The organism is Euzebyales bacterium, assembly GCA_036374135.1.
In the GTDB taxonomy this organism is placed as follows: domain Bacteria; phylum Actinomycetota; class Nitriliruptoria; order Euzebyales; family JAHELV01; genus JAHELV01.
On the sequence record DASUUK010000113.1, the window covers coordinates 24077 to 38773 of the forward strand.

Annotated in this window: 10 protein-coding genes; 3 read left to right on the plus strand and 7 right to left on the minus strand. The window is 72.4% G+C overall.

The genetic code is table 11. From position 1 onward, the window contains the following. Window positions 1-29 precede the first annotated feature (29 nt). From VFZ70_18085 to selA, 4 genes are read right to left on the minus strand one after another with little or no spacing between them, the layout of a single operon-like run. Window positions 30-1556 carry an amidase gene (locus VFZ70_18085; GenBank protein ID HEX6257725.1) on the minus strand — a complete coding sequence of 509 codons (1527 nt, stop codon included), beginning with the start codon at window positions 1554-1556 and terminating at the stop codon, window positions 30-32. A 26-nt stretch (window positions 1557-1582) separates the two neighbouring features. Then, the gene (gene selB / locus VFZ70_18090) at window positions 1583-3439 is read right to left on the minus strand and encodes a selenocysteine-specific translation elongation factor (GenBank protein ID HEX6257726.1); all 1857 of its coding nucleotides are present in this window, start codon (window positions 3437-3439) and stop codon (window positions 1583-1585) included. Continuing rightward, window positions 3436-5586, minus strand: a complete 2151-nt coding sequence (locus tag VFZ70_18095) for a chloride channel protein (GenBank protein HEX6257727.1) — start codon at window positions 5584-5586, stop codon at window positions 3436-3438. The genes selB and VFZ70_18095 overlap by 4 nt, the downstream gene beginning before the upstream one ends. Further along, window positions 5583-7025: an L-seryl-tRNA(Sec) selenium transferase gene (gene selA / locus VFZ70_18100; GenBank protein ID HEX6257728.1), complete on the minus strand. Its 1443-nt coding sequence runs from the start codon at window positions 7023-7025 to the stop codon at window positions 5583-5585. The genes VFZ70_18095 and selA overlap by 4 nt, the downstream gene beginning before the upstream one ends. Before the next feature lie 115 nt (window positions 7026-7140). Between selA and VFZ70_18105 the strand changes: the two genes are divergently transcribed. From VFZ70_18105 to VFZ70_18115, 3 genes are all read left to right on the plus strand, one after another. Next, a complete protein-coding gene (locus VFZ70_18105) occupies window positions 7141-7965 on the plus strand; it encodes an MBL fold metallo-hydrolase (GenBank protein HEX6257729.1) in 825 nt (274 codons plus the stop codon). Further along, on the plus strand, window positions 7955-9262 hold the full coding sequence (locus VFZ70_18110) for a hypothetical protein (protein ID HEX6257730.1): 1308 nt from the start codon (window positions 7955-7957) through the stop codon (window positions 9260-9262). The genes VFZ70_18105 and VFZ70_18110 overlap by 11 nt, the downstream gene beginning before the upstream one ends. Before the next feature lie 118 nt (window positions 9263-9380). Then, window positions 9381-10925 (plus strand): phosphoenolpyruvate carboxykinase (ATP), encoded by a 1545-nt coding sequence (locus VFZ70_18115; GenBank protein HEX6257731.1) that lies wholly within the window; start codon window positions 9381-9383, stop codon window positions 10923-10925. A 28-nt stretch (window positions 10926-10953) separates the two neighbouring features. Here the strand turns inward: VFZ70_18115 and VFZ70_18120 are convergent, their stop codons facing one another. From VFZ70_18120 to VFZ70_18130, 3 genes are read right to left on the minus strand one after another with little or no spacing between them, the layout of a single operon-like run. Next, complete coding sequence (locus tag VFZ70_18120; GenBank protein ID HEX6257732.1) at window positions 10954-12354, minus strand: FAD-dependent oxidoreductase; 1401 nt, start codon at window positions 12352-12354, stop codon at window positions 10954-10956. Next, window positions 12351-13517, minus strand: a complete 1167-nt coding sequence (locus VFZ70_18125; protein ID HEX6257733.1) for a WD40 repeat domain-containing protein — start codon at window positions 13515-13517, stop codon at window positions 12351-12353. Before VFZ70_18125 ends, VFZ70_18120 begins: the two co-directional genes overlap by 4 nt. Further along, window positions 13514-14668 (minus strand): hypothetical protein, encoded by a 1155-nt coding sequence (locus VFZ70_18130; protein HEX6257734.1) that lies wholly within the window; start codon window positions 14666-14668, stop codon window positions 13514-13516. The genes VFZ70_18125 and VFZ70_18130 overlap by 4 nt, the downstream gene beginning before the upstream one ends. Window positions 14669-14697 lie beyond the last annotated feature (29 nt).

Genomic DNA, 14697 nt, shown 5'->3' on the forward strand with positions numbered 1-14697 from the left:
CACCGAATGCGGCGGGTCGTCGCCGGTGCTCAGGCCGTGCGCGCGGTCCGTCGATCGGCGATCGCCGGCGGGGGACGTCGGTCGAACCACGGCCGGGCCTGCTCGAGCTGGGCCGCGAGGCGCAGCAGCATCGCCTCGTCGCCGTAGCGCCCGGCGAACTGGACACCGACGGGCAGCCCGTCGGGTGTCCAGTGCAGCGGCACCGACATGGCGGGTTGACCGGTCATGTTGAACACCGGCACGTTGGGGATCGGTGCCATCACCTTCGCAGCGAGACGGCGCAGCACAACCATGAGCGCGGGACGAACCGGCACGCGGCGCATCGCTTCCAGCAGGCTGCGTTCGGTCGCCGTGGGATCGAGCGCGTGATGCGGCATGGGGGGATCGGCGAGGGTGGACGTGAGCACGACGTCGATGCGCTCGCGGTCAAGCTGCTGCGCGATCGTGCGCCCCAGGACGCGGATGTGCGTGAACGCCGCGGCGACCTGCGCGCCCGTCAGCCTGCGCCCCACGAGCTGCAGGACCCACGTCGCCAGCTCGTACTCGTCGGGGCATGGGGAGGACTGCCCTTTCAGCCGCGCGATGTCGGAGACGGCGGCCGCGACCGAGGCGGCGAACAGGACCACCAGGGCCTCGCCGGCCGCTGCGCGATCGATGTCGAACTGCAGCGGCGTGACCTCGTGGCCGAGCTCGCCGACGAGGACGGTCGCGGCGCTGACGGCCCGACGGCACTCGGGCGCGATGTCATCGTGGAGGATGCCGCCGTCGACCACCCCAATCCGCAACGCGCCCGGCTCGGCGCCGACCTCCTCGCTGAACGGCCGCGCCCGACCCGGTGCGGCATAGGGGTCGCCGGGCTCGGGTCCGACGGCGACGTCGAGCAGCAGGGCCGAGTCACGCACCGATCGGGTCACCGCGTGGCTGACGCTCAGCCCGAACAGCCCGTCGGCCGCGACCGGGCCGCTGGGGGTGCGTCCGCGCGACGGTTTGAGACCGAACAGTCCGCAGTTGCTCGCAGGGATGCGGATCGACCCGCCACCGTCGGACGCCGAGGCGGCGGGCACCATGCCGACCGCGACCGCGGCGGCGGCGCCGCCCGACGAACCGCCGGCCGTCCGCGTCGGGTCCCACGGGTTGACGCAGGCGCCGTGCAGCTCCGGCTCCGTGACGGGCATGATGCCGAGCTCGGGCACGTTGGTCATGCCCAGGCCGACGATCCCGGCGGCCTCCAGCCGGTCGACGAGGGTCGAGCTGTACGCCGGCACGTGCGCGCGCAACGCCCGCGACCCCATCGTCAGCCGTGCGCCGCTCCACGCGTGGCTCAGGCTCTTGAACAGGTATGGCACACCGGCCAGCGGGCCGTCCGGCACTCCGTCGGCGACCCTGCGCCGGGCGCGGTCGAACGCGGTCTCGACGACCGCGTTGAGCACCGGGTTGTGGCGCTCGATGCGATCGATGGCCGCCTCGAGCACCTCCGCCGTGGAGACCTGCCCGCTGCGGATCAGAGACGCGAGGCCGACGGCGTCGTGGTCCGTGTACTCCGCGAACGTCACCATCGGTGCCACGCTACCGGTGCGGGGCCTCACGCAAAGGTCCGCGTGTCTCCCGACCGTCGGGTGATCCCGCGGCGGTCGAGCTCCTCGAGCAGCGGGAGGATGTACTTGCGGCTGGTCCCCAGGACCTGGCGTGCCTCGGACGCGGTCAACGGGCCGTCGGTGGCCGCATCCCGCAGCAGCGACATCGCCTGCTCCAGGGCGGTCGACGTCATGGCGATGTCGCCGGCCAGGCGCACGAGTTGCCCCGCGGACTCCATCTCGGCCAGCAGCGGTCGGGACACGCCTGCCGACGCGGCGGCGTCCGCGAGCCCGGGCGGCGCGAAGGGGTTCGCGTCCAGCGCGGCGAGCAGCTCATCGCGCGCGCGGCGCTGGTCGTCGTCGAGCGCCACACGGTGATCGGGCAGCCGCAGGCCGGCGGCCTCGCGCACGATGAGCTGTTGACGCTCGCACCACGTCACGACCGCGTCCACGACCGCTGCCGGGCAACCTCGTTCGAGCACGGCGTTGTCGACGACCGGCCGGGGCGCGGTCCGCGCCAGTGGCTGGTCGACGTGGTGGATCGCCAGCGCGTCGCGGATCACCTCGCTCCACAGCCGCAGGTGGGAGTCGTCCACGTAGTGGTCGCCCAACACGTGCACGCCGGCCGGCGGGTCGGCAGGAGCCACGCCGATCAATGCGTGTGCCTCGAGGACCGGTGCCGCTCCGCGCTCCGCGACGTGCAGGGCCAGGAGCCGGTCGCGGTCGCCGACGGCCGCCGCCCGGGCTGCCAGCTGCTCCGCCCGCGCGTGCCGGCGGGCGGCGCCGCGTGGTCGGCGCGGCGGTGCCGCGTCGAGGACCGGACCTCCGCCCACCGTCACGGCGCGGCCGACCTCGCGGAGCACGAAGCGGTCGCCGGCCTCGACGGCGACCGCTCCCCGCAGCTCGATGTGCACCGGACCCTCGGCTGGGCCCACGATCTGTCGGCCGGCCAGCGGCCAGACCCTGGCGACGTGTTCCGCCGAACCGATGTGTACGTGCCACGCCCCGGTGTGGCGGACGCGGTGGCCGGGCAGCACGCGGACCCAGGCGTCGAAGGCGCGCGTCGACCGCCACTGATCGGGGCGCACGAGCGCTCGGCCGCGCGCGGCCTCCTCGCGATCGACCCCCGCGAGGTTGACGGCGACGCGGCTGCCGGGGGGCACGGCGTCGCGATCGATGTCAAGGCTCTGCAGCGAGCGCGCGCGGCCCCGCGCACCTCCCGGCAGCACGGCGAGCTCGTCGCCGGTCCGCAGGGTGCCTCCGCCGAGCGTGCCGGTCACGACCGTCCCTGCGCCGCGGATCGTGAACGCCCTGTCGATCCACAGCCGCGGCCGGCCGCGGTCGGCCGCGGCGCCCACGCGGTCGCACACGTCGCGCAGCGCGTCGCGCAACGCGTCGAGGTCGAGGCCCGTCTGCGCGCTGGTGCGCACGATCGTTGCGCCCTCCAGCGATGTGCCCTCCAGCGCCTCGAGCACCTCCAGCTCGGCGAGCTCGGCGAGCTCGTCGTCGACCGTGTCGATCTTGGTCAACGCCACGACGCCGTGGCGGACGCCGAGCAGATCCAGGATCTGCAGGTGCTCGCGGCTCTGCGGCATCCAGCCCTCGTTGGCGGCCACGACCAGCAACGCGATCTCGATCGGTCCGGCGCCGGCGAGCATGTTGCCGATGAAGCGCTCGTGGCCGGGCAGATCGACAAAGGCGACGGTGTGCTCGTCGTCGAGGTCGAACCACGCGAAGCCGAGGTCGATCGTCAGGCCGCGCTGCTGCTCCTCGACGAACCGGTCGGGTTGCATGGTGGTCAGCGCCTCGACGAGCGTCGACTTGCCATGGTCGACGTGCCCGGCGGTGCAGATCACGTGCATCATGACTCCTCGGTGGGCCGGGGATCCGGTGACCCCGTCAGCAGCTCGCGCACCTCGGCGACGTGTTCGTCGTCGGCGACCGCGCTGACCATGTCACCGGCCTCCAGGACGGTGTCGCCGCTCGGCATGATGAGGTCTCCGTGCCGATGCACGCTGGTCAGCAGCGTGTGGCGCGGCCACGCGACGTGCCGGACCTCCTTGCCGGCCGCCGGAGCCTCTGCGGTCACCTTCACCTCCAGGTAGTCCGTGCCCGACAGGTCCCGCAGGCGCCGGAGCTCGCTGCGCTGCTGGGACACCAGAGACTGCGTCACCGCATGCCGGTAGGCGGTGACCAGATCGGAACGCCGGATGAGGCCGATCAGGCGCTGGTGATCGTGCGAGTCGACGACGGGCAGGCGGCCGATGTCCAGCGTCGCCATGCGACGGAGCGCGAGGTACACGGGGTCCTCGGGGGTCACTGTCAACAGATCGCGGGTGCAGATGTCGCCGATGGTGGGTTGTCCCTTCTCGCCGTCCCAGTCCTGGCCGCGTTCGACGTCCGCCAACGTGCACACACCGATCAGCCGGTCGCCGTCGAGCACCGGGAAGCCGTGATGGCCGCTGCGGTGGAACTCCTCACGGGCCTCCGGCAGCGTCATGTCGGTCGTCAGGACATCGGGTTCGACGGTCATCACCTCCCGGACGCTGACGGTCTGCATCAGGTCGACGTCCTCGGGTTCGCCGTAGACGATCCCCCGTTTGGCCAGCGGCCAGCTGTAGATCGATGCCGGCTGGATCCGATCGGCGATGAACGTGGCCAGGCCGGCGGCCAGCATCAGCGGCAGCACGAGCTCGTAGTCGCTGGTGAGCTCGAAGGCGATGACGATCGCGGTCATGGGAGCGCGGGCGGCGGCCGCGAAGACGGCCGCCATGCCGACGAGGGCGAACGCTCCGGGCTGCACGCCGGCGTCGGGCAGCAACGTCACCGCGACGTGTCCCACCGCGCCGCCGACCGCGGCGCCGCAGAAGATCGCGGGAGCGAATGTGCCGACCGCGTTGCCGCTGCCGATCGACAGGCACGTCGCGACGAGCTTAGCGAACGCAAGCAGGATGAGTAGGATCGCGACCGTCGGACCGGCACCGAACTCGGCGTCGAGCATGCGCTGGATCGGGTCGCGGACGCCGTCGATCGGCGGCAGTTTGTCCCCCGTGCCGAGCACCTCGGGCACCGCCAGTGCGACGAGTCCCACGCCCAGCCCTCCGAGCGCCAGCTTGAACGGACGCCACACCTCAAGCGCGGAGAACACCCGCTCGGCCAGATCCTCGCCGTACAGGAACGCGATGCCGAACAGCGCTGCGACGACGCCGAGCACGGCGTACAGCCCGAGCTCGCGGGCGTCGGTGAACGAGTACAGCGTGGCGGGCTCGTAGATGATCCCGGGGCCGATGATCTCGTGCGCCGTCACCGAACCGACGACCGACGCCACGACGACGGACTGCAGGACGGATGTGCGGAACCGCCCGATGATCAATTCGATCGCGAACAGCATCCCGCCGATGGGGGCGTTGAACGAGGCACCGATGCCGGCCGCGGCGCCGGCGGCGACCAGCGTCCGCATGCGTTCCTCGCCGACCGCGAACAGGCGCCCGAGCAACGAGCCCACGCTGCCGCCGATCAGTACGATCGGACCCTCGCGTCCACCCGAAGCGCCGGTGCCGAGGGCGAGGCCCGAGGCGGCGATGCCCGTGAACGGCACGCGTCCGCGGAACCGCCCACCGTTGGTGGCGATCGTCATCATCACCCGGATGACGCCGCTGCCGCTGCTCTCCGGCGCGACGTAGGTGATCAGCAGACCCACGAGGAACGCGCCGACCGTCGGCACGACCACGACGAGCAGCTGCGACGGGCCGGTGCCGAACGCGATCCGCTGCACCACGGCGATCGTGCCGATCAGGGCCGACGCGAGCAGACCCGTCCCGAGGCCGACGGCGACCGCGAGCGCGATCATGAGGGTCTCACCCTGCAGGTGCGGGGCCGTCTCCCTGCGCAGGCGCCGTGCCCAGGCACCCACGGTCTCTCTGGACTGCCGACGCAGACCCAGCGCGACCGTCCCACCCACCGTGCGGCGCGACTGCTCGCTCGACCGCTCGTGCGGGACGGGTGAAGTCATCGGGACGGCCTGGCCACCGCCACGACCCGCCGCGATACCAGGGCGTCGTCGGCGGAGTCGACAGTGCGCAGGTCGATCACCACCGCATCCTCGGCGACGCGCACCACGACCGCCGGTCGCCCCATCCTCAGGTCGCGGGCCAGCGCGTCCGGTCGGCCGACCTGTACCCGCACGACCGGCCCGTCGATGGTGGCATCCGGCGCGACGCCACCCCCGGGCACGCCGGCGGCGCGCGTGACGGTCGCCGTGACGCCCTCCGACGTCAGTGCGTCTGCGAGGTCGTCGCACCGTGCCGTGAGCGTGCCCTCGTCCGCCTCGAGCATCCGCCAGACCGGGATCTCGTCACGACGCTCCGCGACGTGCAGCTCCAGGGTCGCCTGGAGCGCGGCGATCCTGAGCTTGTCAAGGCGCAGCGCCCGGGCCAGGGGGTGGCCTCTCATCCGCCCGATGAGGTCGGCGCGCCCGCACAGCAGCCCGGCCTGTGGCCCTCCGAGCAGCTTGTCCGCACTGCACAGGACCACGTCGGCGCCGTCGCGCAGCGCGGTGGTGACAGACGGCTCGTCGGCCACCACCCCCGTCGCGTCTTCGAGCAGACCCGAGCCGGTGTCGTAGAGCAGGGGGACGCCCCGCTTGCCCGCGATGGCGGCGAGCTCGGGCAGGGACGGTCGCGCCACGAACCCGACGATCCGGTAGTTGGACGGATGCAGGGTCAGGATCGCGCCGACGTCACCGCCGGCCAGGTAGTCGTCCGCGCGTGTGCGGTTGGTGGTGCCCACCTCGATCAGTCTCGCGCCCGACGCGCCCATGATGTCAGGCAGGCGGAACGACCCGCCGATCTCGATCAGCTCACCGCGGGACACCACCACTCCGCGACCGCCCGCGAGGGTCGCCAGGGCGAGGACCAGCGCGGCCGCCGCGTTGTTGACCACGAACGCGGCCTCGGCGCCGGTGGCCTCACGCAGCAGCGGTTCCAGGCGGGTGGTGCGCGAACCACGTCGACCGGTCTCGAGGTCGTACTCGAGGTCGCAGTAGCCCGTGGCGCCGGCCATCGCGTCCAGGGCGGCCTCGGCGAGCGGGACCCGGCCGAGGTTGGTGTGGACCACGACGCCGGTGGCGTTGAGCACCCGCTGCAACGGCTTCGGACGGCGGGCGGCCAGGCCGTCGAGCGCGGCGGCCACCAGCACGTCGATCGTGGGAACCGGGTCGCCGGCGATGACGCGGCCGCGCGCGTGGTCGACGGCGTCGCGCAGCGCGGCGGTGACCGCTCGCCGCCCACGTGCCGCGATCGCGTCGCCACAGCGCGCGAGCAGTTGATCGATGCCCGGCAGTCCCCGCAGCCGCGTGTTCAGATCGCCGGCGGACGTCGCGGCGCGCGGCGTCCGGTCGGCGTGCTCGGAGGTCTCGGCGTGCGATGTGGTGCTGTCGCTGTCTGAGGGCATGTCCCGCCTCGACGAGGGTCCTGGTCGGTCGGTGCCGGACCGCCACGGCTCACATCGCCGTCACCGCGGCCTCTGCGACGTTTGCCGGAGGCGGTTCGACCCTACGATTGCCAGCATGACAGATGTCGGTGGCCACAGCGGGGTCACGTCACTCGATGAGGTGACCACGAGGGTGCGGGCTGACAACCCGTCGCCGATGACCTTGACGGGCACCAACACGTACGTGATCTCGGTGCCCGGCGCCGACACCGCGGTGGTCGTCGACCCGGGCCCGGCGCTTCCCGCGCACAGGGAGGCGATCGAGGGTGTGGTCGCTGACCGCGCGGTGCGGGTCGCGGCCGTCGTCATCACGCACCACCACGCCGACCACGCCGAAGCGGTCGGCTGGGCGACGACCTGGCGGGCGCCGGCCCTCGCGTTCGATCCCGATCGGATCCCCGGCACCGAGCCGCTGACGGACGGACAGGTCGTCGACGCCGCCGGAGTGGAGGTCGTGGTCCACCACCAGCCGGGGCACACCAGCGACCACGTGTGCCTGCGGGTCTCCCGCACCGGCGTCGTCCTGACCGGAGACCACGTGCTGGGCGAGGGGACGACCGTGATCGCCTGGCCCGACGGTGACCTCAGTGCGTACCTGACGTCGCTCCGGGCGTTGCGGGAGCTGGAACCCACCGCGCTGTACCCGGGACACGGAGACGTCATCGGCGACCCCGCCGGCCACATCGACGCGCTCCTCGCACACCGGGCGCAACGCACCGAACAGATCGTCGACGCGCTCGCAGCCGGTGGTGGGACCGTGCAGGAGATCGTCGCGCACGTCTATCCGGACCTCCGCGCCGACCTGCGGCCGGCGGCCGGGCGCAGCGTCCGGGCCCACCTCGCCGATCTCGAACGGCAGGGCCGTGTGGTCCCCCGCGGGGAGCGCTGGCATGGCGGCTAGCCCCGGGCCGGACGGCGCCGCACGGCGTCCGGGCGAACCGGGCCGTGCGCCGGCAGGTCAGGCAGGCCCGTCACAGGGCCCGGGCGGGTCCGACATCGCCGAGTTCCTGTCGGGCGGTGTGATGGCGGGCCTGACGGTCCTGATCCTGGGATTGCTCGGCCTGGTCTACGTCTTCTCGGGGTCGGGCCCGTCGGGTGGCACCACGGATGCGTCCGTGACGGTCGAGCCGTCCGAAGCGGTGACCGCCACGCGCATCAACGGGATCGATGACGCGGCGACCGCCGACGCGGGGGAGGACCCCGTCACGACCGGTCAGGACGTCGACGGAGACGGTGACGTCGGCGCTGACGAACGCGCCGCGGCGGAGGGCCGGACCGGCCGTGACGCCGCTGCGGGTGGCGACGTGGACGCCGACGGTGACACGGCCGGGGATCGCGAGTCACAGGTCGACCCTGCATCCGACGACGACACGGCAGCGACGACGGATGGGTCCACCGCAGCCGCTTCGGAGCCGGCCGTGCCCGGCGACGCCGCGACGATCACGGCGACGGAGCCATCGGACGACTCCGCGACCCGTGAGCCCTCTGTCGACGACGGCCCGCAGCCGGCTGTCTCGACGCTGCCCGGCCCCGGCGAGCGAGGGGCGGGCGATGGCGCGACCGAGCCGCCGGAGCAGGCCCGCCCGTCCGGGGCGGCGACCGCACCCACCGACACCGCGACCGGGATGCCCGACAGCAGTGACGGCAGCGGCCTGTTCAGTCCCGACGATCCGGGGCGGCAGGTCGCCATCACCCCTGACACCCGCCCTCGCGACGAGCGGGTCGTCCACGTCGATCTCGACGGGGACGGCAAGAAGGAGCGCGTCTGGGCCGCGGTCGTCGCCGATCAGGTGCTGACGCGCATCGAACGGGTCGTCGACGGGGCGTGGACACCTGTCAGCGAACACACCGGCGCGGCCGCCGACCGCCTGGTCGCCCTGCGTGGGCGGGATCTGACCGGCGACGGCCGTCCCGAGATCTACACGCGGCAACGGGTCGGGACCGAGGGCGAGAGCATCACCCTGTGGTCCTACGCCGATGGCGGCCTGCAGCGGATGTCCGTCAGCGGTGGATGCGCGGACGGCTCGAACACCATCGGACTGGTCGGTGCGCTCGCGCGCGTGCCAGGAGCGGATCAGCCGGGCCTCGTCGCCATCTGCCGTGAGCCCGGACTGCCGCCGCAGCAGTGGCCGTCCGCGTGGTACGAGTGGCGCGACGGGACGTGGGAGTTCCTGCGGTACGACGGCGAGATGCCATAGGTCCCCCCGCCTTGCGGCGAACGGACACCACCGCGGACGGTTGTCGGACACCGCGGTGGGAACCTACTACCTTTGGGTAGTGAACACGTTCACGAGTGCGAAGGGGAGACGGGGTCCAATGTCGATCGACCTGCCGGCCGCACGCACCGTCACCGAAGATCCGACCCAGGACCAGTTGCGGACGTGGGTCGACCAGATGCCGAACGCGACCCGTACGGCGCACGGCAACTACAGCGTCACAACACGGGTCACGGCCCGCTCATCGGGCTCGACCTACATCGTCACCGATGATCCCGGCACGACCGCCAAACAGACGATCCCACGGTCGGAATACCGGACGCTGGCCGAGGCGCAGGACGCGCACATCGCCGACTGCGACATGGTGCGCGTCCGCGGGTACATCGGACCCGAGGGGTCGGTGTTCCGCGTGCCGACGCAGCTGTACATCGAGCGGACCGCCGCGAACATCCCGGCGATGCAGCAGCAGTTGTACTTCCCGCCCGACGACGACTGGGACGCCGACGAGGCGTTCACCGTCATCTACACGCCGACGATGGCAACGCCGAGTTACCCCGACGAGCGCGTGATCGCCATCGACCTGGAGCACTGGGTCACCCGTGTCAGCGGCGCCGACTACTTCGGCGAGTCGAAGATGGGCTCGCTGCGCATGTGGAACGAGTGGGTCTACCGGCGGGGCGGGCTGGCCATGCACTCGGGCGCGAAGGTGATCCCGACGTCCGACGGTGACCGGGTCGCACTGATCGTCGGCCTGTCCGGTACCGGCAAGACCACGACGACGTTCACGCGGCAGAACGACTCGCTGCCGGTGCAGGACGACTTCGTGGCGCTCGCCCCGGGTGGCACGGTCCACGCGACCGAGGACGGGTGCTTCGCCAAGACCTTCAGCCTCGACCCCGAGCACGAGCCGACGATCCACCGCGCGCTGACCTCCGCGGGCAGTTGGCTTGAGAACGTCGCCGTTGCCGACGACGGATCGGTGGACTTCGCGGACGCCAGCCACACGAAGAACGGGCGTGGGACGTTCGGTCTGGCCGACATCCCGCACTTCGACCCGCGCAAGGTGGGGCGCGCGGACTTCCTCCTGATCCTCAACCGCAACGACGACATCGTCCCGGCGGTCACCCGGATGACGTCGATCGAGCAGGCCGTGGCCTACTTCATGCTGGGTGAGACGCGTGGCACGTCCGCGGGCGGCGCGGCGGAGGCCGGCAAGGCCCTACGCGTGCCGGGCACGAACCCGTTCTTCCTGCAGCACGACCACCTGCAGGGCAACCGGCTCGGCGAGCTGATCCAGTCGATGGAGTACGACTTCGGCGTGTACGTGCTCAACACAGGGGAGATCGGCGGAGCCGCGGACCCAGAGGGTGGCAGGTCCGTCGAGATCGAGCACTCGTCGGCGATCGTCAAGGCGATCGCGGAGGGCTCCATCAGCTGGACGCCCGACCCCGACTTCGGGTACTGGATCGCCGACGAGGTCCCGGGGATCGACGACGCCGAGCTGCTGAACCCGAGGCTGCGCTACGCCCGGCAGGGCCGCGAAGAGGAGTACACCTCGCGTGTCGCGGAGCTCAAGTGCGAACGCGCTGAGTACCTCGACGCGCACAGCGGACTCCACGAGGCGATCCGCGCCGCACTCGGCTGAGGCTGCTCGGACCGCCCGACCGCCGCGGTCAGTCCTCGACGACGTGGGCGCGGAACCGCTCGCGTGCACGGTTCCACGCCTCACGGTCGAGGTGACCGCCGGATCCGACGGCGTCGGCCGCTGCCCATGCCATGGCCAGGGCGTGGTGCGTGTTGTCGTGGGCGAACAGGCCCTGCCGCCCCAACGTGAGCAGGTCCGGCTGTGTCGCCAGCCACGCCTCCAGCCGCGCGAGGCGGCCGATGCTGTCGGTCGTCGCGACCGGGTAGGCGCGGCGTCGTCGGTGCACCACCACCGCGACGGGCTCTGGACGTTCGAGGCCCGCCTGCTGGCACGTGTCGGCGACGACGCGCGCCAGGTGCTCGTCGGACCGTGACCACCATGTGTCATCAGGCGCGCACGGCAGTTCGGCACACAGCACCGTCCGTCCCGGCGGATCGGGACCGTCGCGGTAGTTGCGCGGCTCCGACAGTCGCGTCACGGGCGTCCACGTCTCGGGCAGGTAGTGCGCGTCGTAGGGCGTGAAGCGATCGCGTCCGAGCACCAGGTAGATGAGCAGCATTGCCCGGTAGCGCAGGCCCGCGGCCGCGCGTGCCACATCCGGTGGTGGTGAAGGGTCCATCATGCGCGCCAGCAGGGGCACGGGCAGGGTGCTCAGAACCTGCCGGGCGCGGACCGCACCGCCGTCGGTGGTCGTGACGGTCCACCCGGCGTCGGTCCGCTCGACAGACGTCACGCGGGCTCCGAGGTGGATCTCGGCGCCCGCATCCTCCGCAGCGGCGGCGAGGCCCTCGCTCAGCGCGCCGAACCCCGTGGTGGGGTACCAGAACCACGGGCGCTCGCGCGCCCCGCGGAGCGCGCGCCGCGCGATGGCCGTCACCGAGTTCGCGCCGACGCGTCGCCGGGCCTGTTCTCCTGACAGCGCGGACGGCTCGACGCCCCAGACCTTGCGCGCGTACGGAAAGTAGAACCGTCCGGCGAGTGTCGGACCCACTCCGGCGCGCAGCACCTCATCGAACGTGTCGTCGTCGGTGCGTCGCATCGGCCCGGTGACCATGTCCCAGGCCATGCCGGCGGCCAGTTCGACGGGCAGGTGCCGTAGTGCGTCGGTCACGCGGAGGGGGAACGCCACCCACCGTCCTGCGAGCCGGATCCGCCCGTTGCGTTCCCGGCGCTGCAACGTGACGCCTGGCAGGTGGACCAGGTCATGGAGGATCTCAGGCGCGACGCTGGGATGGAGCCGGTGGCTGCCGAAGTCGACCCGCACGCCGCCGACGTCGACGCTGCCGGCGAGCCCGCCCACCCGGTCGCCTGCCTCGAGCACCGTCGCGGAGCATCCCCGTCGGACGAGCTGCCGGGCGGCACCGAGGCCCGCCGGCCCACCTCCGAGCACCGCCACGTCCACGGAGCCCGCCGCCGTCGATGGGGTCATCTGAAGGTCAGTCCGCGGATGCGTTGGGTCACGGTCGGCAGCGACCGTACCTCGTCGCGCTCGGCGTCCCACAGCCGAAGCCCGCTCCGGGTCGCGAACGCGAGCCAGCGCCCGTCGGGTGACCACGCGATCGGGGTCGGGGGCCCGTACGCACCGGCCAGGCGGCGAACCTCCACACCCGTGGAGGTGTCGACGACCAGGACCCGCGACCGCGGACCACCGTCGACCGGTCCGGGTGCCGGGGTCAGGGGGACCGCCAGCCAGCGGCCGTCGGGTGAGAACGCTCCGGCGGGCAGGCCGAACACGCCGCCCGGCAGGTCGTCGGCCGCCAGCGTCAGGCGCACCTGATCCGGATCGTCGACGGAGCCGAGCACGAGCGCGCACGGCTGGTCCTCCGTGCAGTCGATCCACGCGACGCGGGTCCCATCGCTCGCGACGGGGTCGCCGTCGGCCAGCACGCGACGGGTGCCGTCCGTCCCCATCACCGCGACGGTGCCCGGCCCGCCGACGACGATCCTGTCGCTCGTGCCCGCCAGTGGTCGTGTGACGTCTGGCACGCTGAGCCGGTCCGCCACGCCACCGGAGAGCCGCACACGCGTGACGATGCCGCCGAGCGGAGTCGACAGGTTGTCGAACACCCAGACCGATCGGTCGTCGGTCGTGACGACCGCGCGGTCGTCCACGGCGATCCGTTCGACGTGTGCGCGGGACGGGATGCGCAGCACGCCCTCGGACGTCGTGGTGATCACATCGCCGCCCACAGTCATGAGCGGTTCGGTGAGCGGCCCCCACGCGCCGTCGGACAGCCGGAGCCGGCGGACGGCACCCGTAGCGAGATCCACCTCGTACAGGGAGAGCGGATCGGCGATGACCAGCGTCCGACCCCCGGCGCCCTCCACACGCAACGCCTCCTCGGCCGGCACGGGTTCGGCCGTGGCGGCGGGCCACCGCCTGACCGTGAACTCTCCCGGCATGTGCGGTGGTGGTTCGCCTCCCCAGGCGACGTTGGCCGTCGCCCGGCCGTCGCCCGGCGCGTGGGACACCGACCGGTTCCGCCAGCCGCGCACGCCGAGCACCACCGCGGTGAGCAGCACCACGACGACGGCCGCGGCCACCGACCACCGCAGGACGTCGCGACGGCTGGTGACGGGCTCCCAGCTCACCGGACCGCCAGCGCGCGCACGCCACGCAGATCGACGTCCAGGGTGACCTCACGGCCGGTCGTGGCGTCCCACAGGTGGATGTCGGCGCCAGAGACGAACACCAGCCAGCGGCCATCCCGGGACCACGCCAGCGGCGTGTCGAACGGCGTGAGCGACGAGCCCTCGAACTGCTCGGTCTCGGTGCCTGTCTGCGTGTCGATCACCGACACCGTCACACCTTCCGCGCCGCGGCGTCCACGGCTGCGGTACAGCGGCATGGCCAGCCAGCGGCCGTCCGGCGAGAACGTGCCGATCGGCAGGCCGAAGAAGCCGGCCGGCAGCACGGCCGGGTCGAGCGCGGTGCGCACCATCTGCGGGTCGTCCACCGTTCCGATCGTCACCACGCAGGACAGGTCGTCCTCGCACTGCAACCACGCCAGACGCGTGCCGTCCGTCGCCACCGTCATCCCGCGTGCGATCAGCCGGCGGTCGCCGTCGCCCGACACGAAGGTGATGGCGCCGGGGGCGCCGACGATCAGCCCCTCGTCCGTACCGAGCAGGGGTTCGGCCACAGCGGGCAGTTCCACCTGTGCCTCGACCCGCCCGTCCAGCGTGACGCGTGACGCCGTGCCACTGACGTACGGCGTGAAGTTGTCGAAGACCCACACCGCGTCGTCGTCCAGCGTGCGGATCGCGCGATGGTTCGCGGCAATGCGCGAGGGGCTTCCGGCTTCGGGTATCGCGACGACATCGTTGTCGGCGTCGACGATCAGGCTCCCGGCGACGGTGAACAGGGTGTCCGACAACGACGCGCGACCGGGTCGGCGCACCTCGATGCGCTCGAGGTCGCCCGTGCCCACGTCGAGAAGTTGCAGGCCGGTGTCGTCAGCGGCGACCACCGTCAACGCGTGTGCCTCCTCGAGGAGCGCGCCGTCACCGGGTTGCTCGGTGGTGACGGCGACGGGCGGCAACTGCTCGGGGCCGAAGTCCGCGATGTCGACAGGGTCCGCGATCTGTCCGGCCGCAGGCGTGGGCCCGACCGGCAGCGTGCCGTTCGAGGATGGTCGCGACACCGAGAACCAGATCACCGCCACGACAGCGGCGGCCCCCGCGACAGCGATCGGCAGCACGCGCCGCGCGCGTTGGCGCGGTGGCGGCCGCTCCCAACTCATCGCGCTCGTGTCCCGGACGTGCCCACCGC